At 57.2% G+C, this 22830-nt stretch carries 22 protein-coding genes; 10 read left to right on the plus strand and 12 right to left on the minus strand.

Annotated features, from left to right (window positions below; genetic code table 11):
• Positions 1-85: 85 nt before the first annotated feature.
• Positions 86-922: a TatD family hydrolase gene (locus M5M_RS14710; protein WP_042455134.1), complete on the plus strand. Its 837-nt coding sequence runs from the start codon at positions 86-88 to the stop codon at positions 920-922.
• A 4-nt stretch (positions 923-926) separates the two neighbouring features.
• Here the strand turns inward: M5M_RS14710 and M5M_RS14715 are convergent, their stop codons facing one another.
• Together M5M_RS14715 and M5M_RS14720 are read right to left on the minus strand one after the other, a co-directional pair.
• Positions 927-1517 carry a YceI family protein gene (locus M5M_RS14715; protein WP_015048286.1) on the minus strand — a complete coding sequence of 197 codons (591 nt, stop codon included), beginning with the start codon at positions 1515-1517 and terminating at the stop codon, positions 927-929.
• Positions 1504-2076 carry a cytochrome b gene (locus tag M5M_RS14720; RefSeq protein WP_015048287.1) on the minus strand — a complete coding sequence of 191 codons (573 nt, stop codon included), beginning with the start codon at positions 2074-2076 and terminating at the stop codon, positions 1504-1506. The genes M5M_RS14715 and M5M_RS14720 overlap by 14 nt, the downstream gene beginning before the upstream one ends.
• A 49-nt stretch (positions 2077-2125) precedes the next feature.
• On the opposite strand from M5M_RS14720, the gene M5M_RS14725 reads away from it, so the two are divergent.
• Positions 2126-2548, plus strand: coding sequence for a SufE family protein (locus M5M_RS14725; protein ID WP_016389645.1), 423 nt, complete (start codon positions 2126-2128; stop codon positions 2546-2548).
• Here the strand turns inward: M5M_RS14725 and tcdA are convergent.
• The 4 genes from tcdA to M5M_RS14745 all read right to left on the minus strand — a co-directional run bounded on the left by tcdA (position 2505) and on the right by M5M_RS14745 (position 6906).
• Entirely contained in the window at positions 2505-3329 is an 825-nt protein-coding gene (gene tcdA / locus M5M_RS14730; protein ID WP_029880119.1) for a tRNA cyclic N6-threonylcarbamoyladenosine(37) synthase TcdA, read from the minus strand. The two genes, M5M_RS14725 and tcdA, sit on opposite strands and share 44 nt — an antisense overlap.
• Before the next feature lie 106 nt (positions 3330-3435).
• On the minus strand, positions 3436-5028 hold the full coding sequence (locus M5M_RS14735) for a 5-guanidino-2-oxopentanoate decarboxylase (protein WP_015048290.1): 1593 nt from the start codon (positions 5026-5028) through the stop codon (positions 3436-3438).
• A 79-nt stretch (positions 5029-5107) separates the two neighbouring features.
• Complete coding sequence (locus M5M_RS14740) at positions 5108-5800, minus strand: hypothetical protein (RefSeq protein WP_042455138.1); 693 nt, start codon at positions 5798-5800, stop codon at positions 5108-5110.
• Positions 5800-6906, minus strand: coding sequence for a hypothetical protein (locus M5M_RS14745; protein ID WP_015048292.1), 1107 nt, complete (start codon positions 6904-6906; stop codon positions 5800-5802). The genes M5M_RS14740 and M5M_RS14745 overlap by 1 nt, the downstream gene beginning before the upstream one ends.
• A 501-nt stretch (positions 6907-7407) precedes the next feature.
• Here M5M_RS14745 and M5M_RS14750 point away from each other — a divergent pair.
• The 5 genes from M5M_RS14750 to M5M_RS14770 all read left to right on the plus strand — a co-directional run bounded on the left by M5M_RS14750 (position 7408) and on the right by M5M_RS14770 (position 15733).
• On the plus strand, positions 7408-10344 hold the full coding sequence (locus tag M5M_RS14750; RefSeq protein WP_015048293.1) for a S8 family serine peptidase: 2937 nt from the start codon (positions 7408-7410) through the stop codon (positions 10342-10344).
• Between the two features lie 261 nt (positions 10345-10605).
• Complete coding sequence (locus M5M_RS14755; protein ID WP_024330493.1) at positions 10606-12465, plus strand: tetratricopeptide repeat-containing diguanylate cyclase; 1860 nt, start codon at positions 10606-10608, stop codon at positions 12463-12465.
• Positions 12466-12522: 57 nt separating this feature from the next.
• A complete protein-coding gene (locus M5M_RS14760; RefSeq protein ID WP_015048295.1) occupies positions 12523-13065 on the plus strand; it encodes a glutathione peroxidase in 543 nt (180 codons plus the stop codon).
• Between the two features lie 128 nt (positions 13066-13193).
• Positions 13194-14816 carry a L,D-transpeptidase family protein gene (locus tag M5M_RS14765; protein ID WP_015048296.1) on the plus strand — a complete coding sequence of 541 codons (1623 nt, stop codon included), beginning with the start codon at positions 13194-13196 and terminating at the stop codon, positions 14814-14816.
• Positions 14813-15733, plus strand: coding sequence for a D-Ala-D-Ala carboxypeptidase family metallohydrolase (locus M5M_RS14770; protein WP_015048297.1), 921 nt, complete (start codon positions 14813-14815; stop codon positions 15731-15733). The genes M5M_RS14765 and M5M_RS14770 overlap by 4 nt, the downstream gene beginning before the upstream one ends.
• Positions 15734-15823: 90 nt before the next feature.
• Here M5M_RS14770 and M5M_RS14775 read toward each other — a convergent pair whose 3' ends face one another.
• From M5M_RS14775 to M5M_RS14795, 5 genes are all read right to left on the minus strand, one after another.
• Positions 15824-16693 carry a U32 family peptidase gene (locus M5M_RS14775; RefSeq protein WP_015048298.1) on the minus strand — a complete coding sequence of 290 codons (870 nt, stop codon included), beginning with the start codon at positions 16691-16693 and terminating at the stop codon, positions 15824-15826.
• Between the two features lie 19 nt (positions 16694-16712).
• Positions 16713-17708: a ubiquinone anaerobic biosynthesis protein UbiU gene (gene ubiU, locus M5M_RS14780; protein ID WP_015048299.1), complete on the minus strand. Its 996-nt coding sequence runs from the start codon at positions 17706-17708 to the stop codon at positions 16713-16715.
• A complete protein-coding gene (gene ubiT / locus M5M_RS14785; RefSeq protein ID WP_016389650.1) occupies positions 17683-18195 on the minus strand; it encodes a ubiquinone anaerobic biosynthesis accessory factor UbiT in 513 nt (170 codons plus the stop codon). The genes ubiU and ubiT overlap by 26 nt, the downstream gene beginning before the upstream one ends.
• A 160-nt stretch (positions 18196-18355) precedes the next feature.
• Positions 18356-19075: a helix-turn-helix transcriptional regulator gene (locus M5M_RS14790; RefSeq protein ID WP_015048301.1), complete on the minus strand. Its 720-nt coding sequence runs from the start codon at positions 19073-19075 to the stop codon at positions 18356-18358.
• A gap of 43 nt (positions 19076-19118) precedes the next feature.
• Positions 19119-19427: an antibiotic biosynthesis monooxygenase family protein gene (locus M5M_RS14795; protein ID WP_015048302.1), complete on the minus strand. Its 309-nt coding sequence runs from the start codon at positions 19425-19427 to the stop codon at positions 19119-19121.
• A 118-nt stretch (positions 19428-19545) separates the two neighbouring features.
• On the opposite strand from M5M_RS14795, the gene cls reads away from it, so the two are divergent.
• From cls to M5M_RS14810, 3 genes are read left to right on the plus strand one after another with little or no spacing between them, the layout of a single operon-like run.
• Entirely contained in the window at positions 19546-20991 is a 1446-nt protein-coding gene (cls, locus tag M5M_RS14800) for a cardiolipin synthase (protein WP_015048303.1), read from the plus strand.
• 59 nt (positions 20992-21050) lie between these two features.
• Entirely contained in the window at positions 21051-21284 is a 234-nt protein-coding gene (locus M5M_RS14805) for a TIGR02647 family protein (protein WP_015048304.1), read from the plus strand.
• 46 nt (positions 21285-21330) lie between these two features.
• A complete protein-coding gene (locus tag M5M_RS14810; RefSeq protein WP_015048305.1) occupies positions 21331-22446 on the plus strand; it encodes a zinc-binding dehydrogenase in 1116 nt (371 codons plus the stop codon).
• Between the two features lie 104 nt (positions 22447-22550).
• On the opposite strand, the gene M5M_RS14815 is transcribed toward M5M_RS14810, so the two are convergent.
• Entirely contained in the window at positions 22551-22829 is a 279-nt protein-coding gene (locus M5M_RS14815; RefSeq protein ID WP_015048306.1) for a MoaD/ThiS family protein, read from the minus strand.
• Between the last annotated feature and the right edge of the window lies 1 nt (position 22830).

The following is a 22830-nucleotide window of genomic DNA, read 5'->3' on the forward strand; positions in this document are numbered from 1 at the left end:
GTTTGGGTGTCCGCTGATCCTGGCGTGATGTTCATGAGATTTTCGGCGAGCAAAAGCCTTGTATTTGGGGCCCTCGGCCTTGACCATGTGGGCTTTACCAAACTGTATTCAGGAAGCTCAGGTGCATGTAACTGGTTGGTTTGACTCCCACTGCCATCTCGATCTCGACCCGCTGGCGGCCGGTGCCAGCGGCTATTGGCAGCAGGCAAGGGCTGCGGGCGTGATGCGTGTGCTGATCCCGAGCGTGGCGCCGGATCATTGGCGTGCAACCCAAGCGCTCGCGCAGCAATTGCCCGGTGCGCGTTATGCGTTGGGCATTCATCCCTGGTGGTTGGATGGGCTGGAGGGCCCGCCGGAACGTTGGGCTGCGCCTTTGGCTGAGGCTTTGTCTGACGGGGCCGTCGCGTTGGGTGAATGCGGACTGGACGGCGCGCGGGCGATGCCGCTTTCGCAACAGCTGCCATGGCTGGAGATGCAATTGGCCGTAGCGGAGCAGCGTAAACTGCCCGTTGTCCTGCATGCGCACAAGGCCCATAACGAATTAATCCGCGCGCTCAATGGTTACCCTGGCGTGCGCGGGCTGGTGCATGGTTTCAGTGGCAGTCGCGCACAGGCCGACGACTTTTTATCGCGTGGTTTTTTATTGGGTATTGGCGGCGTGGTGACCTACGAGCGCGCGCGCAAAACCCGGGCAACGGTCAAAACCTTACCGGCAGGTAGTTTTTTATTGGAAACAGATGCGCCTTCCATGCCGCTGGCGGGTTTTCAGGGCGAGCCGAATAAACCGGCGCAGTTGGTGCGGGTCGCCGATTGTGTGGCTCAATTGCGGGGCGAGTCACTGGCCGCGCTTCACGCCGCGGTGATCGCGGCGGAAGTCAGCTTGTTCGGTAGCCATCAGGCCGGTGCACAGGTCCCGGCGTAAAGACTTACTTGCGGATACCTTCCACATTCAGCCACAGCTTAACGGTTTCGCTGGCCGGGCCGAGGTTGTAGGTGTAGCCCCATTCGCTCGGTTTGATGGTGATTTCGCCGGAAAAACCCACCCGGTAGCCACCCCATGGGTCTTTGCCTTCGCCCACTTTGGTCACCGCAATGGTGATGGGCTTGGTGGCGCCATTCATGGTCAGGTTACCGTTGAGATCGAAGCCACCGTCTTTTGTCACGTTGGTGATGCCGGTGCTTTCAAACACGGCCTGCTTGTTCTTGTCGGTATTCAGGAAGTCGCTCGAGCGGATGTGTTTGTCGCGTTCGGCGTGATTGGAATCAATGCTGGCCATGTCGATGGTGACGTTGATTTTGGATGCTTCGGGCTTGGCGGCATCGTAGGAAAAGTCGCCGGAAAACGTGTTGAAGCGGCCGGTGAGCCAACTGTATCCCAGGTGCTGGATCGCAAAGTTCACGCTGGCGTGGGCACCTTTGGTGTCGATGACATAGTCAGCCGCCTGCGCGGGCAGGGTAGCTAAGGCCAGAGCCGCAGTGCAGGAGAGTCCGAGGGCAATTTTTTTAACGGCGTTCATTGTGTTCTCCGGTTTGAGTGAAAGGTAACATGCGGGCCAAGGTTAAATCCCGCGCGATAAAATGGTGGTACAGGGCCGCCAGACCATGGCCTGCGGCCAGTAAGATCAAACCCCAGGCAGCCCATTCGTGCAGCTCGCCCAGTAAGTCCACGCTGTCGCTGCCAAGCGTCAACAAAGATGGCAGGGTGGCGAGCTCAAAAAAATCCGCGCCACTGCCATCGGCGCCGGTAATCAGGTAACCGCTGACTGCCATAAACAACAACAGCAGGTAGAGCATAATTTTGCTGGCGCTGGCACCGGCGCGTGTGACCCGGCTGCCTTCCAGCGGGGGTGATCCGTTTTGTACGGCGCGCCAGAGCATCCGGATGACAGTCAGCGCCGCCAATACCAGACCAAAGCTGATATGCAGGGCCGGCGCGTCATGGTACCAGTCGTCATAGTAGCCCAGTTCCACCATCCAGAGCCCCAAGCCGAATAAGCCGATCACCAGCACGGCGCTCAGCCAGTGCAGGGTCTGGGTCAGTGTGCCATAGCGTTGGGTTGAATCGGAAAGCTTCATCGTGGGTGCCTTACGTTACAATAGCGCGTTAACAGTAGCTGAAGGTTGAGTGGCATTGAAAGCCTGGAATTATCAAGAAGAGTTCAGCCCGGCCTCGTTTCAGGCTTTGCAAGCGGCGGGTCATTGGCAGGCAAAATACCGTTTATTGCTGCAGTGGGGCAAGGCGGTGGACGCCAAACTGTGGTTGCGACAGGATGAATTTCTGGTGCGGGGTTGTGAAACGTCGCTTTGGTTGCAGGCCGAGCAGCGCGACGGTCATTGGTTTTTTGCGTTGGATGGCGATTCGCGCATTGTCAAAGGCCTGGCAGTTTTGGTGTTGGGTGAGCTCAACGGGACGCAATGCAATCCGGCCTGTATGTCGCGCCTGTTGCCTGCGTTGACCGATGCCGGTGTCAGTCAGCACCTGTCGCCTTCGCGCAATAACGGGCTCAGGGCGTTGCTGGTGCGTCTGCAGGCGCTTTGCGCTGAATGAGTTTTTCCACGGCGCGGCTGGCCATCACCATGCCGAAACTGGCGGTCACCATGGTGATGGCGCCCAGACCGCCGCTGCAGTCGAGTTTCACACTCTCGCCCAGTGCCGATTTGTTTTCACACACGCCGCCTTCCGGTGTGGGAAATTTTAATTGCTCGGTGGAGTAGACGGCTTCCACGGAAAAGTTACGCTTGGGGTTGCGGCTGAAGTGATAGAGCCGCCGCAGATTATTGCGGGTTTTGGCCAGCAAAGGGTCATTGGTGGTCTTGGCCAGATCCAATGTGCTGATCTGGCGCGGATCGGTTTTGCCGCCCGAGGAACCGGCCGTGATCACCGGAATTTTTTGGCGCTTGCAATGGCCGATAATGGCCGCCTTCACAAACGCCGAGTCGATGCAATCCAGCACGCAGTGGTGGGCTTTGGTCAGTCGCAGTGCCACATTTTCCGGTTCGACAAAATCATCGATGACGTGCAGGGTGATCTCCGGATTGATACCCCGCAATCGCTCGGCCATGACCTCGCCTTTGCTGGCGCCAATGGTGGTGGTCAGCGTGTGCAGTTGGCGGTTGGTGTTGGTGACGCAGATCTCATCCATGTCAATCAGGGTGATTTCACCCACCCCCGAACGCGCCAGCGCTTCCGCCGCCCAGGATCCCACGCCGCCAATGCCGATGACCACGCAGTGGGCTGACGCCAGCGCTTCCAGTGCCCGCTGGCCGTAGAGGCGGCCAATGCCGGCAAAGCGCTGTTGGTAGCTTTCGGTGAGGTGGGGTAGGGACATAGCCGGTGCGTGCTGGTTTAACAGGGGCGCCATTATAGGTGCAGGATGCAGCCGGGCAAAGGTTTGCAGTCGCGGCTGGCGGCCCCCACAGTCCCTCGCTCTTGCCTCAGGACGCCAGCATGTCCTTTTCCTGTACTTCAATCAGCAGCGGCTTGTCTGCAGGGATCTGGCCGAGGGCGGCTTTGAGCGCATCCAGGGATGTCGCGCGCACCGCCTCGCAACCGTAGGCACGGGCCAGGGCGATAAAATCCGGTGAGTAGATATCGCAGGCTTGCGGCTCCATACCCGCGTCGCGGAAATTCATGGCAATCATTTCGTAACAGCTGTTGTGCCAGACGATAATGGCCACACCCAGCCTGGCTTCCACTGCGGTGGCCAATTCATTGATGGAAAACTGGATGCCACCATCGCCCAATAAGCCAATGACCGGCGCCTGGGGCTGGCCCAGTTTGGCGCCAAACGCCGCCGGCAAGGCCCAGCCCAGCGTGCCGTAGCCAGTGGCGGCGGAGCCGAACCGGCGGGGTGCGCGGGCGTCGAACTGGTTGGCCGCATAGTAGGCCGGCTGGGTCGAGTCGCCCAGAATAATCGCGTCCGGCTGTGCCGCCAGCAACGCATCCAGAAAGCGCTGATAGCCCGGGTGTTGTTCGTTCTGGTGCTTGGCCTTTGCCGCTTGCACGCGGGCCTGACTGTCAGCGGTGCGTGCCGCGGACGCTTTCAGCATGGGTTGCAGATCGGTGCAGAAGCTGGCGGCATCGGCTTGAATCGCGAGGCTGGGCCGGCAGTTGCGGCTCAATTGATCGTTGGCTATATCCACCCGGATCAGCTCGCCGCCAATGGCAAAGTCGCCCTCGAAAAAGAAGTCGTAGTCGGTTTCTGACAGTTCGGTGCCAATGGCAAGCACCCGATCTGCCGTTTCGAATTCGTGCCGGATGCTGGCAAAACTTGGGTTGGAACCGAGTAATAGCGGATGGTCCGGGGGCAGCAGTCCCTTGGCATTGTGGGTGAGGCTTACCGGTGCCTGCAGCGCCTCAACCAATGCCAGCACCTCGGCCTGTGCATCGGCACACCCGCCGCCCAGCGCCAGCAATGGGCGCCGGGCGCTGTTGAGCAGGCTGGCGGCGGTGGCGACTGAAGCGGCACTGGCGGCCGGCCGGGTTGGCAGCGGCCAGACCTCGACAGACAGGTGACCGGCGGGCGCGGTAATGACATCCAGTGGCAGTGTCAGGTGCACGGGGCCAGGGCGTTCGGATTGGAAGATGGCAAAAGTGCGCGCCATGACCTTGGCTAATTCTTCCGGCCTCGTCAGCGTATGCGCCCAGCGCGCGGACTCCGCCATGGCGGCCTGCAGATTGCGGGTTTCGTGCAATCGTCCCTCACCCATCCCGCGTTGCCAGGTGTTGTTGTCGGCGGATATGACCAGCATGGGTTGGGAGTCCTGCAGTGCCTGTCCCATGGCGCCGGCAATGTTCAATGCGCCGGGGCCGGATACCGTGATGCAGGCAGCGGGCTTGCCGGTTACTCTGGCATAGCCATCGGCCATAAATCCGGCGCCCTGTTCATGCCGGGGTGTGACGTGCCGGATGCGGGTCTGCGGCAGGCCCCGGTACAGCTCGATGGTATGGGTGCCGGGAATGCCAAAGGCCACTTCAATGCCATAGGCCTCAAGGTATTTTGCTAACAACTCGCCGCAGGTTTGCATGGGGGTGCTCCGCTATTTTCAGGACTCCCCAAGCTTAGCGGGCCGGCGGCGAAGGGAAAAATGAATTTCCCTTCTGGGATTATGCGGAAACGGGATGATTTGCCGTTATCTGCATGCGACCCATGAAGTCCTCAGTCAGGCTTTGCAGGAAGGCGTCGCGGGCTTCGGGGTCGGTGAAGTCTTCAAGGGGGAAACCCTCCGGAGCAAAGGAAAAACAGATATATGCATCGTTGCGAACAGGGAGGTAGTAGTGCCACGGTCGGATTTCATCAAATGGGCCTCCCATCCTGGCAACGTGAAACACAAAGTTGCCTGAAGTGCGCTCGGAGAAATGAGAAGAGGCTTTTGGGTACAGATACGTTGGTGTTGTATCCAGGGGTTCACCAGTCCAAGCAGCATTCTCGGCTTTTATGTTGCGGGCAAATTTCTCTCTGGCTTCGAATAGTGTGATCAGGTGCGCCTTCAGTAAGTCGGTGTCCAGCAAGTTCTTGCTCATGTTGTTCATTTGGACATACAAGTGGAGGTTCATGCTGCCGGCAATGGATTCTCGGGATTGGTATCTGTATGTCCAGTCCTGACGGAGTATGTCGCAATGCCTGTTGCCGGCCTCATCACACTGCAGAACGGTCTTTCTGCAATCTAAGTTTACTACTGGATTGTCGATTTTTAGTTGACAAAATCCATGGATGGGCAGCACTAAACAAAGCACTCTATCGCCAATGGTAATGTTGGTTGGGATTGCGTCTTTGAAAGGCAAATCGGAATCGATCACTATTTTGTCCATCTGCCCAATCGATTGGCTTGTTTTACTGCATTTAAAAAAACAGAGTTATTTGATATTGAACGTGAGGCATTCAATATCGCCGTGGTTGCCGCCGTTGATTCTTTTACACCTTTGGAGAGTTTTTTTTCATGGGTATCAGAAAGTGCTTGGCTGAGTTGAAAACGCACTTGCGATAACGAGATTAAACTCGCTTTATTGGTTGAAATTATAGGGCTCGAATTTTTTCCATTTTTGTTCTTTATCGAATTTATAGCCAGTGCAATATTCCCCACAGGCTCTATGAATTGGAAATCTAACGAATCAATGTGTCCTGAACTTCTATTGAGAGCTCCAGCTATGAATTTACATGCCTCACCGTGTATTTGTATACGGATAGGTTCTCCCTTTTTAAGCGACTGCTGTCTTTTTTGAGTCTGCTCTAAGGTGTGAGAAATTTTGTTTTCAATCTCAACAGGATTTGATTGTTTCTCCATTGGGCAAAGCCAGTTCCCTTTTTCGTTGGCAAGCTTTGAGGGTATGAAGAAAACTTCGCGAGTGGCTATGCCGCCCCATCCATCTGGGGCCGCATGCTTTGCGGTTTCGGAAACGGAGTCGCCAACGCTGGCTGCGCTGCTTAAAGCGGCATCATTTAAAGTAAAAAATGTATTGTTTGTGGCGGTGTAGCCTGACTTATCGACAAGGTAGATATCTGCTTTGACCGAAGCGCCTTTAGCGACCCGCTTTAAGCTTGTGATAAACAATCCGGCCGGCATGCCATTACCCTGTGCCTGCTCAATAAAATAATAGACTTCAATTTCTTCCAGCAGGCTCATATGTCGCGCCGCACGCGAGATGCTCTGGTAGCTACTGATGCCGCCGCCAATGGATCTGAGTCCCTCAATGCCGCGCACGATGCGTTGGCCTTTGGCGGTGTCCACATCAATCAGGCTCAGAAACTGGGGTAATAGCCGGGCATCGATAAAAACGGGTCTGCCCGAGCGGCCCTTGGTGTTTTCTGAAAATGTGACAAAGTGATTGCGTTCTGCAAGCGATAGAGCGGGTTGAAATCCCAGCGCGCGGGCGCCGCCGATGGCGGGAGAGCCGAATCCGTTCATTACATCATTCCTTGATACAAAGTGTGCCGATCATACTGGCAGTGCCAATGGGGCGGCAACGTTTTGGCCGCTTCCCTGCGCTAGTTTGTATGGGCGTTCCATAACCGGTGGTAAAGGGCTTACAGGTTTGGTACGAATGTGCAGTTTATGGGTCGGAGAGCAGGTGACCTATCTGTTCTAGTTATTTCGTATTAGAAAGAATTTCGCCGTTAGTAAAAACCGCTGAATTTAGGCCAATTGATACCAATCGGTGATGGGTTTTTATGTGGAATTTGGCGACTCTTTCGTTCTCAAGAGGTGCTTCGAATAACCACAATAATTATCACGTTTTTCAGGTTGTTCAGAGTCTCGCTGGTGGGGTGTGGATTGACCCAATCCGGGCTCCCCGCTGGAAGATTCCGGCCTACATGAAGTATTACCAGGTACGGTGCTTCCCCATCCACGATACCAACGCGCCACAAGCGCGGTGGTCTTGTTTAATTTGTCGAAGGAGTCGGCGTCATGCACAAAAAAAGATTTGGGGCCTTGGGGCAATCCCTGGCACTGTGCCTTTCCTGTTCTGTGGCTGCACTGGCAGGTGCGCAAGGTCTGGACCCCAGCAAGCTGTCATTAGAGAGAACCCCATTGGACGCGGCCAAGGCGCCCATCGCCAATGGTCAGAACCGCATTGAAATATTTGTCGAGCTGGAGTCACCTTCAGTGGCGGGCTTTGTGGTCAATGAGTTGGCCGCGACTGAAGCCGAGCCCACCGTTGAGCGCCAGCTGGCTCACGCAGAAAAAATCCGCGCCGAGCAGGCTGCAATCCGTAGCAAGCTGGAAAAGCTGGGCGCGGTTGAGGTCAAGAGCTTCAAGGCCGGCGTCAACGGCTCCAAATGGCAGGTCAATCGCCGCGACCTGGCAACTATCCAATCGCTGGTGGGCGTAAAACGTGTCATGCGCATCGCCGAGCACAAGTTGCTGAACGACGTTTCCGTGCCCTGGATTGGCGCAACCGATGCCTGGGCTGAAGGCTTCTCCGGTGCCGGCACCAAGATTGCCGTAATCGATACCGGTGTGGATTACGCGCACCTGAACTTTGGCGGCGATGGTAACTACGAGGGCAATGACCCCACCACAATCGAGCCCGGTACCTTCCCAACCGGCAAAGTGACCCGCGGTTACGACTTTGCAGGCACCAACTACCATGCCGGTGGCACTCCCGAACAGCGCATCCCTCAGCCTGATCCGGACCCCATGGATTACAACGGCCACGGCACCCACGTAGCGGGTTCTGCTGCCGGTAACGGTGTGGAAGGCAAGGTTGGCGCCGGTGTGGCAAAAGACGCGGAAATCTGGGCACTGAAAGTGTTCGGTGATGTGGCCGGTTCCACCAACCTGACGGTAGATGCGATTGAATATGCGCTCGACCCCAATGGCGATGGCTCGGTAGATGATCGCGCCGACGTAATCAACATGAGCCTGGGTTCAGACTTCGGACACCCCGATGATCCGTCCTCGGTGGCGGCTGACAATGCGTCCAAGATGGGCGTAGTGGTAGTCGTGGCTGCGGGCAATGCCGGCAATGGCGTGCCTTACGTGCTGGGTGCCCCGTCTGCAGGTGAGGATGTTATTTCTGTCGCGGCATCCGTTGCCGGTGGCGCAAAAGAATTTGCCGTCAAGATCAACAGTGATCAGGTTGGCGGCGACTATCGCGCGGCCTACGCGGCCATTTCCCCGCCGTTGGAAGAAGGCAATGTGCTGGAAGGTCCATTGGAGATCGCCAGCCCGCTCAACGCCTGTACGCCGCTGGCCAATGACATGACCGGCAAGGTAGCGTTCCTGCAGCGCGGCGCGTGTGCGTTCACCACCAAGTTGCAGAATGCCAAGGATGCCGGCGCGGTTGCGGCACTGGTTTTCAACAACGTGGAAGGGGCTCCCATCATCATGGGCGGAAGCCCGGTTGATCTGGCCGGTGCGATGATCTCCCTGACGGAAGGCGCAAACATTTATGGCGCTATCTCCGGCGGTGATATGCCAGAAGGTGTCTTCGATGCTGCTAACCTGGTGGAATTCCCCGAGGACGATGACACCCTGGCGGCATTCTCTTCGCGCGGTCCGAACGGTGGCAGCTCCAGCTTCAAGCCCGACGTCAGCGCGCCAGGTGTAGGTATCTCCTCCGCTGCAGCCCGTTCTGGCGATGGCGCGTCTTCACTGTCGGGTACCTCCATGGCAACGCCGCATGTGGCGGGTGCCGCGGCGGTACTGGTGCAGAAGTTCCCGCAACTGAAGCCCAATGCCATCAAGGCCATGCTGCAGAACTCGTCCCATCCGGCCAACATTGCCGGCCCGGGTTCGAATACGCCTTATCCATTGACGCTGCAGGGTACCGGTGTGATCAACGTGGGTGAGGCTGCCAAGCTCACCAGTTACATCCAGCCGGGTGCCATCAGCTTTGGCCGTATCAATGAAGACCGCGACAGCCGCGTGTTTGAATTGGTTATGCTGAAGAACATGTCAGGTTCCTCGCGCAGCTACAACGTCACCCACGTGCCAAATCGTGCGCTGCCCGGTGTGACGTTGGACTTCCCGAGCCGTGTACATGTCGGTCGGAACATGAAGCGCCCGGTCATGGTGTCGATGAAAATCGACGCGTCCGAGCTGCCGGCTGACGACGCCTTTGTCAGCCAGACAGAAGTGGACGGCTGGCTGATCTTTGACGACGGCGAAGACAAGTTGACCGTAGGCTATCTGGCTGTGGTTGACCCGGCATCGCGCGTGCGGGCCCGCAAAGACCCCCGCGGTAACTTTGTGTTACACAACCAGGGTCAGGGCATGGGTATCGCCGAAGGCTTTACGCTGGCCGGTGAAGGCGGGTTGTTGCTCGACGACGCACCAAACGCCATCAAGGCCCTTGGCTGGCGTACCGCGGACTTCGGTACTCCTGTGTTGCAATTCGGTTTAGCCACCGAGCAGCCCTGGAACAACCTGTCCTCGCTCTGGTCGGCCATGTACATCGATACCGATGAAGACGGCATCGATGACTACATCCTGTACACCTACGATCTGGGCTGGTTGCAGGGCGCCTCTGACCCAAGTGGTCAAATGGTGACCGCATTGCAAAACCTGAATACCGGCAGTTTCCTGCTGGAATACCTGGTGGCCAATGACTACAACGATGCGTCCGCTATTCACACGGTGGAACTGTACGGTGACTACGGCTTCCTGACCGAAGGCGATACCACTTTCAACTACTGGTTTGAATCCTACGATCAAACCAATGGGGATGCGGTTGACGTTCAATACGGTAGCATTGACCTGGCTAACGAAATCAAGCTCGAAGCCTCGTCCGTCGCTATCGATCCACGTTCACGCGTGAAGATCGAGCGCGTGTCCGGAAGCGGTGACTACATGTGGTTGCTGCCCAACAATCAGGCCAAGCGCCAGGTTGAGATCGACTAAGCGTCCGTGCGTTGTACCCTAAAAGCCCCGTCCCCGACGGGGCTTTTTTTATGGCGATTGGAAAGGGGCCGCCGGTTCGCCGTCACTGCGCACGCCCTTATCTTACCGGCTGGGCACCACTCTCGTTGAAAATGCGCAGTCTGTACAATGGTACGAACGGGTTTTTCGCTTATACTTCCCGTGTCTAACAATTGCTGGTCGCCAATGACAAAAAAATATCGCACCAGACAATGGATCTTATCTGTCGCTTTTGGGTCGGGATTGGCCTGTTCTATCGCCCTGTGTGTGGGCGCACCTGCCGTATTGGCCGAATCGGAATCGCTGAGTGCTGAGGAGCTGTTCCGCGGTCTTGAAAATGCGGAATTTATTGGTGGGCTGGAACTCTACAAGAGTAAATTGGCGCAGCTCAGGCAACAGATTGACATGAGCGATGCGCGCATGCGCGAGCGCTATGACCGGCTGGCCTGTTGGTACCAGCCCGACTCCAACAAGGATGAAGCGTTTGCCGCGATTGCGCAGGCGGAGCAATGGATCAAAGCCGCCAAAGCTGAAGAACATCTTGCAGCCCAAGCTGATTTCACCCTGTGCCGGGGCTGGTTCCGCGAACTCATCGGCGAATGGACTGACGCGCAATCGGACTACAATGCGGCGCTGGCACTGGCCGAACAGGCGGAGGACCGCCGTTTGGTGGCCGATGCGTTGGGCGCCAGAGCGGAGTTGATGGCTTTCAGGGGCGATCTGGGGCAGGCGCTGGAAGACTTTCAGGCCGCACATCACATTTTCCACAGCCTCGGCATACGGTATTGGTCCACCTACTACGTGTCGATGATTGCGAACACCTATCGGCGCATGGGCGACTATGTACAGGCGCGCGAACTGCTGGAAGATGTTATTCAGCAGTTCCGCCAGCGCGGTGATCAGGACAGCGTTCGCCAGTCGGAGACATTGCTGGCGCTGACGTTAGATGAGTTGGGTGAATTTGCTGCGGCCGAGGCGATTTACGCCGATCAACTCAAAAATTATCGCGAGAAAAACGAGCAGTACGGTGTATTGAGCACGCTGATCAGCCTGGCGGACAACCGGCAACGCGCCGGGCAACCGGACGCGGCGTGGACCTATCTGAAACAAGCCGAGCCCCTGCTGCACCTGTCCTACGATGGCGGTACCCTCGCGCTCTGGCATCTATTGACCGCGGCGGTGCTGGTTGACAAGGACCAGGCTGAATCGGCGCTGGTTCACATTGTCGAGGCCGAGGCGCCTCTGGCCCAGCATGAGAGTCTGCGCTATCTGTCGTGGGTCCAGAAGCTGAAAGCCGAAGCGCTGGCGCAAACGGGGCAGTGGGAAGCCGCGTTTAACGCGATGCAAATCTACCAGCAAACCCAGGAAACCCTGGCCAAAAAACAACGCGAACTCACCAGCACCCGGTTGCGCGTAGAGTTTGATTCGGCCCGGAAGGAAGCTGAGAATGAAATGCTGCGGGCGGAATCGCGCGCCCAGAACGCCCGCCTGGAAAGTCTGGAGGAGCGCCGCCGCTGGCAGGGTTTAGTGTTTGTCTTGTCGGCTGTGCTGTTAACCGTGCTGGGAGTGTGGGGCCACAAGCAGTGGCGCCATTCGCGCCGGATGCACCAGCTGGCACTGACCGATGAATTGACCGGTATGCCCAACCGGCGCGCGGTGTACGCCTACGGTGGGGACATCCTGTTGCGCTGTATCGGAGACGAGAGCGCATTCTCCATTCTGGTATTTGATGTGGATTATTTTAAACGCATCAATGACACCTGGGGTCACGATGTGGGTGACTCGGTGTTGCAAACGCTGGCGCGCATCTCCGGTGGCGTGGTGCGCAAAGGCGACTTGGTGGGCAGAACCGGAGGCGAAGAGTTTCTTGCGATTCTGCCCGGCGCTGATGTGGGGCAGGCGACGGAAGTTGCCGAGCGCTTGCGCAAACGGGTGGAGCAGGCGGATATGCGCGCTGTTGCCGATGACCTTACCGTCACCATCAGTATTGGCGTTGCGCAGTACCAACCGGCAGACCAGGATTTCCCCCGGTTGATTCAGCGCGCCGACAACGCCCTTTACGCGGCCAAAAATGCCGGCCGCAACCGGGTGGAGTTAGCCTGATCCAGCGCCGGATGGGCGTCGTACCTACCGGATCATTGATTAATCGGGGATTATTGCGTGAATAAAATTTTGTGTTCGTTAGTGGCGCTTGCCTTGGCAGGTCTGAGTGTGTCGGCATCGGCGGCCTGCCCGGATTTTCTCAATCAGGAATACCGTAAACTGCACAGCACCGCTGTGGAGAGCGTCTGCCGTGACGAGGCTAAAGCCTACTTGTTGGTCAATACCGCCAGTCATTGCGGGTTTACCCCGCAATTCAAGGGGCTCGAGCAGCTCTACCAGCGCTTCAAGGATCAGGGGCTGGTGGTGGTGGGATTTGCCAGTGACGACTTCAAGCAGGAAAACAAAGACGAAGCCAAAGCCGCGGACATTTGCTACATCAATTACGGTGTGACCTTTACCATGCTGGCACCCACCCATGTGCGCGGAGACCAGGCGAATCCTACGTTCAAGGTGTTGGGGGCGGCATCAAGCGAGCCCGCGTGGAACTTCAATAAATACCTGGTCAGTGCAGACGGTACCCGGATACAGCATTTTGGCAGTTTTGTTGAACCCGCTGATAAAAAATTAGTGGCGGCAATCAGCGACGAATTAAGTCAATAACCTTCCTCTCATGCCGTTTAACGGTAGCTCAGGACCCCGGGCTACCGTTTTACATTGAGCAGATTGCCCGGCTTTGCTAGTTTGATACCCTCCAATATTCTTTCGCGATCCTTACCGGGTAACCCTTCATGATTCGTTTGATCAAGCAACTGCTATTGCTGTCGGCGCTGTTTTGCAGTCACGTGTCAGCGGCGGAGTCCTTGCGTCAGCAAGTTGAGAGCTGGCATGCGGGTTTCGCTGCCGAGGCCGGCGGGGCAATGCTACACCTGCCTCAGGACACCGCGCGGTTTTATGAACTTTCGGGTTTCCAATACCGGTGGTCCGTCAACAGCGCGGGCGTGCTGGCATTGAGCGATGAAGCCAATGCGTTGTTCGATTTTCTGGGTAACATCCACCTCGAAGGGTTGTTGGCAGTGGATTATCACTATCCTGCGCTGCAGGCTGCGCTTGCGCGCCAGGATTGGTTGGCGTTTGACCTGTTGATGACCGATGCTCACCTCATGCTTGCGCATCATCTGCTCAAGGGTAAAGTGGATGTGGCAAGCCTCAATGCAGATTGGGTCGCTAATCCCCGGACGCGGGATCTGGTTCAGCATCTTCTGCCGAATGGCGGCGACCCGGTGGTGGAAAAACTCACGGCATTGCGGCCCAGCCAGGCGCGCTACGACCGGTTGCTAAGCCGCCTGGCCTGGCTGACCGAGCACCCGGCATCGGAGTGGCCCGCGCTGGCGGTCTCGCCAAAAATTGAGCCGGGCGCATCGGACGCCCGGCTGGCCTCGATCGCCCAACGTTTACGGTACTGGGGTGATCTGTCAGACGAAGACCGGTTGTTCAATCAATACGCGTCTGAATTGGTGGACGCGGTCAAACGTTTCCAGATGCGCCATGGCCTCAAGCAGGATGGCGTCATAGGCAAAGCCACCTTGACGCAGCTGAATGTGACGCCGGCAGAACGGGCCCGGCAGCTCGTGGCCAATCTCGAGCGCTGGCGCTGGTTGGGTGAGGATTTCGGGCACCGCTTTTTGTTGGTCAATATCGCAGACTTTTCGCTCACAGTGTACGAGGCTGGTCAGCCCGCCGTGCGCATGCCGGTGATCGTCGGGCGGCACTATCGCAAGACGCCGGTGTTCAGCGATCGCATGCGTTATCTGGTGTTTAATCCAACCTGGACTGTGCCAGTGAAGTTGGCAGTGCAGGACAAGTTGCCGGATATCCAGAAAGACCCGGATTATCTGAGCCGTATGGGCTTCAAAGTGTACCCGCACGGCAGTCAGGTTGAAGTAGATCCCGGCACGATAGACTGGGCAACTCTGACACCGCGGAATTTCCCTTACCGATTGGTACAGATGCCAGGCCCCTTGAATGCGCTGGGGCAGGTTAAGTTCATGTTCCCCAATCGTTACGATGTTTATTTGCACGACACGCCCGCGCGGGAATTGTTCCAGGAAGAAGACCGGGCGTTCAGCTCGGGCTGTATCCGGGTTGCCGACCCGATGGCACTGGCGGAGTACCTGCTGGCGGATCAGGGCATTGACCGGGCTACGATCGACCAGTGGTTGGCCGAGGGTGCCATTAAAACCGTCAACCTGAAAACGGCCATGCCCATTCACATCGAATACTGGACCGCCTGGGTGGATCGGGAGGGGACTTTGCACTTCCGCAAAGATGTATATAATCGCGACGCGCCCCTGATCGCGGCGCTCGCCCAACCCCTTACCGGACAGGTCCCTGTCCAGGATACCCCCGGATGAAAACTGTTTCCCTGCTACTGCTCTGGCTGGCGAGTGCTGCGTGCCTGGCCGCCGGCTATGATCCATCGCGCGCCGGTTTCGATGTGTGGCTGAACGATTACAAAGTGCAACACAATCACACGTTTCGGGCGTTAATGCCCGGCGAGCGACTGAAAATGCGGGCACAGGCCGACGTCACGGCCCGGTTGGATGGAGCGCCGGTGGCGCCGGTTGAACAAACCTGGCAAATCGCCGCACCGGCAGCCGGCAGTTTTCAGCAATGGGCTTTGCAGCACACAAAGTCCGGTGCCAGTGTAACCGTAGTGATTTTCGGCCTGGTGCCGGCGACAGAAATTAAAGACGGAAAACTCAACGGCTATCGCATTGGCAACTACCCACCACCGCACAAAGGGCTGGCCAGCTATCAGGCCCCCAAAGGTTACATTGCACTCACTCCGGAAACGGAAAAGTTACGCGTGTCGCCGCATTTTCTGTTAGGCGAGTTCAAATGCAAACAAGCGGGTGGTTACCCCAAGTACCTGGTATTGCGACCACGGTTGCTGGAAAAGCTGGAGCTGTTGCTGGAGGAACTCAATGGACGCGGCATTCATGCGCCGGGCTTCGTCATCATGAGTGGTTATCGCACACCGCACTACAACCGCTCCATAGGCAATGTCGGCGCCAGTCGTCATCTCTACGGTGGCGCTGCTGATATCTACGTGGATGCAGACCGCAATGGCAGCATGGATGATCTCAACAAAGACGGCAAAGCGAATATCGAAGATGCACGCTTGCTCTACAACATCGCCGATACCTACGTAAAAAGAACCGGTGCCACCGAGCTGACTGGCGGTGTGGGTCTGTACGATAAAAATGCCTTTCACGGCCCCTTTGTGCATATCGATGTGCGCGGATCAAAGGCGCGGTGGGGCGATTGATCAACGCATTGTTCACACGATTACGATACATTGACCTTGTGGCTGGCGTGAAAATGCCAAGCGTTTTGTTCAACAGCTAAGCAGGTATTTTTATTCCCTGGCGATAAGGTCTATTCCGGGCTGACCTCGCCAGTAGCCATCAGTGCCACCGGCAAGGCTGGCGGTGCTTGAGCCGCGCAAGGCGTTATAGAACGTCTCGATCACTATTTCCGTTTGTTCCCACTCCGGCGAAATACGGGCATGGCTGACGCCGGTATCGGTGAGGCTGGCATGGTGGTTCAACAGATTCACTGGCATGCCGGACAGTGTCGCAATCCCATTCAGTGTGAACAGGGATTGCGATTCTTGTGACTTCAGTTGCAGGCCCGCGGGGTATTGCTGGCAGACAAAGGCGCAGTCGTCTTTTTTGACGCCATGGTGTCGGGCAGTAAAACAACGTGCCGAATAAGCCAACGGTAATCGGCCCCAGGCCAGCACTTCGATTTCGGGTTTCACTTTCAGCGGTGTCAGTGCCGCACGCAACTGTTGTTGGCCGAGCTCCACCGGGACCACCCAGCGTTTCAGGCCCTGGCTCATCAGAAACTGCAGGCTTTGCGCGTTGTATATATTGATTGCCGGTCCTGCCACAAAGGGCAGTTTTTTTTCCGATAGGTAATGGATAGCGGCAATGTCATTGGCTTCCACCAATAAGCCTTCGTTATCGCACAGGCGCTTAACGCCTTTCAGATCGGCACCCGATTCGATTAATGTCATCGTAGAAAGAATGATTTCTTTGCCGCAGCTTGATGCCAGCTGGCGGGCCAGGTCTATCCATTGGATGGGCGACAGTTCGCGCCGTTTGCCGCACACCACTTCCCCGAGATACAGAGTGTTGACCGGCGTTTCGATCATGCGGGCATAAAATTCCAGCACATCCTTGTGTGACCAGAAATACTGTATTGGACCGAGACTGAGTTTCATTGTGCGCTGCTGTTGCCGGTTATTGCCAGGGCCGGTCGTAGGCGCCCAGTGTGGTCTGTACACCTTCGGCGTGCTTGCCCAGGCATTGGTTCCATTCGGGGGCCACGTGATAACCGGTGGGATCGCGCTGGAGTGCATCCAGTGCCTGGCGCCACACATTCACCACCTGACCAATATAAGCCGGCCCGCGTTGGCGTCCCTCCAGTTTCACCGCGCCAATACCGGCGGCTTGTAACGCTGGCAGTAAGCTCAAGGTATTGAGGCTGGTGGGCTCTTCCAGCGCGTGCGCGCGCTTGCCCTCAACATCGAACCGCCCTTTGCACAGCGTGGGGTAGCCGGCGCGCTCGGTGGCGTCGAAACGGTCAATTAATACGCCTTGCAGGCGGGTGTCCATTCCTTCTCCCTTGGGTTGCCACTGCACGGCGCTGGCCGGTGAACAAACGCCGTTCATGTTGGGTGACTGGCCTGTGATGTAAGAACTCAGGTGGCAGCGGCCCTCCGCCATGATGCACAAACTACCAAAGCCAAACACTTCGAGTGCGACCGGTGATTGCGCTGCCAGTTGCTGGACTTGTTTCAGTGACAATACACGCGGCAGTACGGCGCGTGTGATACCGAAATGCTGGTGATAAAACGTCAGCGCTGCGGCGTTGGTGGCGCTGCCCTGAACTGACAAATGCAGGTTCAGGTCGGGGTGGCGCGACCGGGCGTAATGCATTACACCCATATCCGCCAGAATCAATGCATCCACACCCAGATCTGCAGCTTGGTCAACGGCCCGCTGCCAGCGTTGAAACGCGCCGGCCTGAGCGTAGGTATTGATGGCGACAAATAATTTTTTGCCCGCTGCGTGTACTTTTGATGCCGCAATCGCGGCCTTTTGCGGCGTGAAATTCAGGCCCTGAAAATGGCGCGCGTTGGTGTCGTCGGCAAAGCCGATGTACACCGCGTCGGCGCCACTGGCCAGTGCGACATCCAGTGCCGGCAAGCTACCGGCCGGGCATACCAGCTCCACGGCTGCTCTCCTTGTGTTGGTTTTCTGCGAGTTCGATTAGCTGAGTCAGTTGGCTAAGACGCAGCAGTAACGATCTGGGCAGCTGATGCCTGTCTATCGCATCGAGCGTGTTTTTGGCAGTAAGTCCCAGTTCGGTATCGCCGCTGATGCGCAATCGACGCTGGAAAAACAGCGAATCGGGGTCTGCCTCGCCGATGATGATCTTCAACAAATCGGTCAGTTCGGCTGCGATGGTGGCATCCGCGCGTGCAGTACCTGGCACAAAGCGCCGTTGGTTGAGTGTGATGCAATAGGTAAGGCTGAAATCTTCGACGTCGATGGACAACGTTTTGCCTGCAAGGAAATCAAAGTCACCCGCATGTCGCTCTGCGCGCAGCAGGCGATTGAGGCACAGGCACAGCACCCATTGCTGGGGCCAACTCGGGAGGTGGCGGCCCATCTGCCGGCCTATTTTCAGGCCGGATTGCATGAAACTGACTGCGAGCACAACGGCGTCCGTTCAAAGATTCTGACGCTATTCTGGCGTGACCGGCAGGCGCCAACAATTGTGCATTGGGAGTAGTGAGCGACCCGATTGCCTACTCAGAACGGGATAGGGATGACCCTTGGTGTCCTTGTCATGCGATTGTTGTATTCCGGGGGCCGGATTAATGGCCGGTTGATTGGCGGGCATTGTGGGCGATATCTTCGGACTCCATCAGCAGCAGGCAATGCTGAAGGTTTTTGCCTGGATGGGTGGCAAAATGTTCGTCCGTGATATGAATAGCACTGATGCGATCCAGCCTGAAACAACGGTAGGCGTTGCGCAATTGGCAGAATGCCACCAGCGTCCAGGTGGCACCCCAGAACAATAAACCCAGTGGCTCAATGCGTCGCTGGCTAATGGCGCCAGCCACGTCCCGGTAGTCAATCAACACCACCTGATGGCTTTTAATCGCGCGCCGGAATTCTTCGCTGAATTGTGTAAACAGCGCATTGCTCTCAAACCGGGGCACCCTCAAGGCCAATTCCTGGTCGGTGGACTTCAGTGCCGCCGGCAGCGCGGCGAGAATTTTAGTGATGGCGCTTTCGGCATTGCGCGCCATGGCGGCATCGCTCCAGCCTTGCGCCATGCGCGCACCCAGAAGCAGTGCTTCGAGTTCGTCACGGCTGAATTGCAACGGGGGAATGTGGGCATCGCGGCGCAGGGCATAGCCTACGCCGGCTTCGCCCTCAATGGCGACCCCCGATAACTGCAGTGATTGAATGTCGCGGTACACCGTCCGTTCCGACACCTTGAAGTGCTCGGCCAATTGCGCTGCGCTGATAGCCGTATGCCGGCTGCGCAGAATATTGACGAGTTCAAAGAGGCGTTCACTTTTGTGCACACTAGCATCCTGATCTGTTCAGCGCGCAGGGGTAACCACAGGGTTAATCCATACTCGATTGTGCAATGCTACCTTCCAGTCGCACCACGCTGCTGGTGTCCAGCGCAGCCATGAATGCGGCCGCGTGGGGGCTTTGCTCAAACGCCTGCATGGCCTGGCTGGCGCATTCGGGATTCTCCCAGAATACACTGTCCAGCCAGCTACCGTCGGCACATTGTGCCACGGATCGGTAATGAAAGCCGGCTTGGGCTTTCATCAGCTCAGCAATGGGTTGGTTGGCGGCGAGAAAATCTGCTTTGGTGACTTTTGGTGCCAGTGAAAAGTGGTAGACCACATTGATTTGATTGCTCATGATTTCGTTCCTTGCTGGTGAATTGCCCCCGTTGCTGTTGCTCGGGTAGGATCAGATTAGCGCCGGGCACTGACAGCCATTGTCAGGAGTCTGTAAACGGATCAAAAAAGGAAAAGGCGTGCTGGAAAACCTGCTGCAATGGCTCAGTGTCGATCTGCTGTTAGGGTTGTCGCTGTTGGCCTTTTATCTTCTGGGCTGGGCATGTGCTGTTCACGCACTGTCGTCGGCGCGCACCGCGCAGGGCACAGTGGCCTGGTTGGTCAGTTTGGTGAGCTTTCCTTTTTTCGCGGTTCCCGCCTACCTGGTATTTGGCCGCAACCGGTTTGCGGGGCGGGTGCATGCGTTCGAAGCTCGGGCCGACGACATAGAGCAATTGCTGCGCACCTGTGACGATGCACTGGCGCCATTCAGCTTGACCGGTGCCGACTCCCCGGGCTGGTACCGCGCGGTGGCGCAGCTGTCCCGCTCTCATCTGGTGTCCGGCAATAGCGCCCAATTACTGATCAATGGTCAGGCTACCTTTGCCAGTATTCTGTCGGGTATCGCCCGTGCCGAGCAGTATGTACTGGTGCAGTTTTATATGATTCATGATGACCTGCTCGGTCGCGAGCTACGCGACTGCCTGATCGAGCGGGCCAATGCGGGTGTAAGCGTTAACTTGCTCTATGACGAAATCGGCAGCTGGGGCCTGAGTGATAGCTTTCTGACCCCCTTGCACGAGGCAGGTGTGAATGTCTCCGGTTTCAAACCGGAACAGGGCCGCCGCAATCGCTTCCAGATTAACTTCCGCAATCACCGCAAGATGGTGGTGGTGGATGGTCACACCGGCTGGCTGGGCGGACTCAATGTGGGTGACGAGTACATGGATCGGGTGCCGGCACTGAGCCCCTGGCGCGATACCCATATGCGGCTGGAGGGCCCGGTGGTGCTGCAGCTGCAGTCCGTGATGCTGCTGGACTGGTATTGGGCCACCCGCCAGTTGCCTGCGTTGAACTGGCAGCCAAGACCTGCGGGTGACCTGCCGGCAATGATTCTGGCCACGGGCCCGACGGGTCCGCTGGAGGCGGCCAGTTTGTATTTTGTCAGTGCATTCAGCGCAGCGCGGGAGCGGATCTGGTTGACCGCGCCTTATTTCGTGCCGGACGAAGCGGTCATGAAGGCCTTGCAACTGGCGGCGCTGAGAGGCGTTGACGTGCGCATACTCACTACGGGCAAGCCGGATTCCTGGCTGGTGCACCTGGCGGCTTACCATTATTTTTACGCGCTGAAAGACGTCAATGTGACCTTGATGGCCAGCCGCGAGGGCTTTATGCATCAGAAGGTGTGCCTGATTGATGACCGGGCTACTGTGGTGGGGTCACACAATATGGACAACCGTTCCTTCCGCCTGAATTTTGAAGTGGCGGTCATTGTGGATGATCCGGCGCTGGCGCGTGAAACCGAGGCAATGCTGGCCGAGGATTTTGCCAATGCCGAGCAGCTGCAGCCGCGTGACTGGGACGCCCGGCCGCTGTGGTGGTGGGCAGCTGTGCGTTTGGCGCGCTTGTTATCACCGGTATTGTGACCGGTGTTTCTCAGCCTTGAGTGCGTGCCCTATACTGAGTAAAAACAAGGAGATGCCCCATGGCTCTGAACCCCGCTTTTGTTCACGAACTGTCATTACTCATGCAATTTGATCTGAGCAGTACCCAACAGGGGCTAAAGGTACACAGCGATGCAGCACCGGAAACCGTGGCTGCCGCCGCGCGCCTGTTTGAGCTGGGGCTGACCGACCATGTGGACGGTGGCTACCTGACACCCCAAGGGCATGAGGCGGCAGAAGCATTGCATATGGTGCGACGGAAACTGGGCCGCTGAACGCAGCCAGCACAAACAAGACCAACAGAGCATACAGGAAACCATCATGACTGACGCGCTACAGATTTTTTCTGAGATCAAGCAGAAGGGTGAATTGAACGTGGTACTGAAACAGGTACCCGTACCAGAGCCGGGCCCGGGCGAGGTGGTGGTGCGTATGCAGGCGGCACCCATTAACCCGTCCGACATGTGGCCGCTGTTCGGCCCGGCCGATTTGCGCGAGGCCAAAATCAACGCCGATCGGACCCAGCTCACAGCACCGATCCTGCAGTCCTGGATCGGCGCGATGAAATCCCGTTGGGATCAGAGCCTGCCGGTGGGTAACGAGGGTGCGGGGGTGGTGGAAAAAGCCGGCGCCGGCGCCGAAGCGCTGCTGGGCAAAACCGTCTCGGTCATGAGTGGTGCCTGCTACGCCCAATACTGCTGCGTACCGGCGCACAGCTGTTTGCCGCATCAGGCGGGAATCACCGCGCGTGAAGCGGCTTCGGCTTTCGTGAATCCGTTAACAGCCCTGGGTATGGTTGAAACCATGCGTCTGGAAGGCCACACCGCGTTAGTGCACACAGCGGCCGCGTCAAATCTGGGCCAGATGCTCAACAAAATCTGTATCGCCGATGGCGTGCAATTGGTGAATATTGTACGCTCTGAGGCGCAGGTGGATATTCTGAAGCGCATTGGTGCCAGTATTATCGTGAACTCCAGCGCGCCCACCTTTAAACAGGATTTGTACCAGGCCATTCTCGATACCGGCGCCACCCTCGCGTTCGATGCCACCGGCGGTGGCGAACTGGCCAGCGACATTCTGACCATGATGGAAGCGGTGCTCAGCAAAGACATCAAAGGGCTGAATACATACGGTTCCGAACCGTTAAAGCAGGTGTATCTCTACGGCGCTTTGGATGTAAGTCCAACCATTCTGAAGCGCGCCTATGGCATGAGCTGGGCGGTGGGTGGCTGGTTGCTGCCGCGTTTCATGGCACGCATCGGCCGCGCGCGCGCGATGGAATTACAAACCCGCGTCGCCAAGGAAATCAAAACCACCTTTGCCAGCCACTTCTCTCACGAGATCGGGCTGAAAGATATGTTGAATCCAAGCACCATTGCGCGCTACACGGCAAAGAAAACCGGCGAAAAATATCTGGTTAACCCCGAACTGGTTTAACACCTTTGGTGGAATGACCGTAGGGTGGAATAAGCGAAGCGCATTCCACCTTAGCATTCCACCTTCGCATTCCACCCTCACATTTCTCCAACCAAGCGCCAATACTAGCCCCCACTCAACGCCTGAAAAATAAACACCCGGTCTTGCTCTGTGACCGGGTCACTGAGCTTCACACGGTCTGCGATCATCGATTGATTCACGCAGATATTCACATGCCTGCGCACATGCCCGCGCTCATCCAGCACATAATCGAGAAAGCCTGGCGCAACTAGATTGACCTGGTCCAACACCTGTCGAACGGTAGCGCCGGATGCCGTCAGCAGGTTATTTTCCAGTACGGGAAAATAACGGTACAGGTGTTGAGTAACTTCAACACTGGCCACG

This window comes from Simiduia agarivorans SA1 = DSM 21679, assembly GCF_000305785.2.
GTDB lineage: Bacteria > Pseudomonadota > Gammaproteobacteria > Pseudomonadales > Cellvibrionaceae > Simiduia > Simiduia agarivorans.

What these genes read in the sequence shown, in the direction of transcription:
- M5M_RS14710 (WP_042455134.1), top strand. Translation starts at nt 86, where the DNA reads ATGTGGGCTTTACCAAACTGTATTCAGGAAGCTCAGGTGCATGTAACT.
- M5M_RS14715 (WP_015048286.1), bottom strand. Translation starts at nt 1,517, where the DNA reads ATGAACGCCGTTAAAAAAATTGCCCTCGGACTCTCCTGCACTGCGGCT.
- M5M_RS14720 (WP_015048287.1), bottom strand. Translation starts at nt 2,076, where the DNA reads ATGAAGCTTTCCGATTCAACCCAACGCTATGGCACACTGACCCAGACC.
- tcdA (WP_029880119.1), bottom strand. Translation starts at nt 3,329, where the DNA reads ATGTCCCTACCCCACCTCACCGAAAGCTACCAACAGCGCTTTGCCGGC.
- M5M_RS14735 (WP_015048290.1), bottom strand. Translation starts at nt 5,028, where the DNA reads ATGCAAACCTGCGGCGAGTTGTTAGCAAAATACCTTGAGGCCTATGGC.
- M5M_RS14745 (WP_015048292.1), bottom strand. Translation starts at nt 6,906, where the DNA reads ATGAACGGATTCGGCTCTCCCGCCATCGGCGGCGCCCGCGCGCTGGGA.
- M5M_RS14750 (WP_015048293.1), top strand. Translation starts at nt 7,408, where the DNA reads ATGCACAAAAAAAGATTTGGGGCCTTGGGGCAATCCCTGGCACTGTGC.
- M5M_RS14765 (WP_015048296.1), top strand. Translation starts at nt 13,194, where the DNA reads ATGATTCGTTTGATCAAGCAACTGCTATTGCTGTCGGCGCTGTTTTGC.
- M5M_RS14770 (WP_015048297.1), top strand. Translation starts at nt 14,813, where the DNA reads ATGAAAACTGTTTCCCTGCTACTGCTCTGGCTGGCGAGTGCTGCGTGC.
- M5M_RS14775 (WP_015048298.1), bottom strand. Translation starts at nt 16,693, where the DNA reads ATGAAACTCAGTCTCGGTCCAATACAGTATTTCTGGTCACACAAGGAT.
- M5M_RS14795 (WP_015048302.1), bottom strand. Translation starts at nt 19,427, where the DNA reads ATGAGCAATCAAATCAATGTGGTCTACCACTTTTCACTGGCACCAAAA.
- M5M_RS14805 (WP_015048304.1), top strand. Translation starts at nt 21,051, where the DNA reads ATGGCTCTGAACCCCGCTTTTGTTCACGAACTGTCATTACTCATGCAA.
- M5M_RS14810 (WP_015048305.1), top strand. Translation starts at nt 21,331, where the DNA reads ATGACTGACGCGCTACAGATTTTTTCTGAGATCAAGCAGAAGGGTGAA.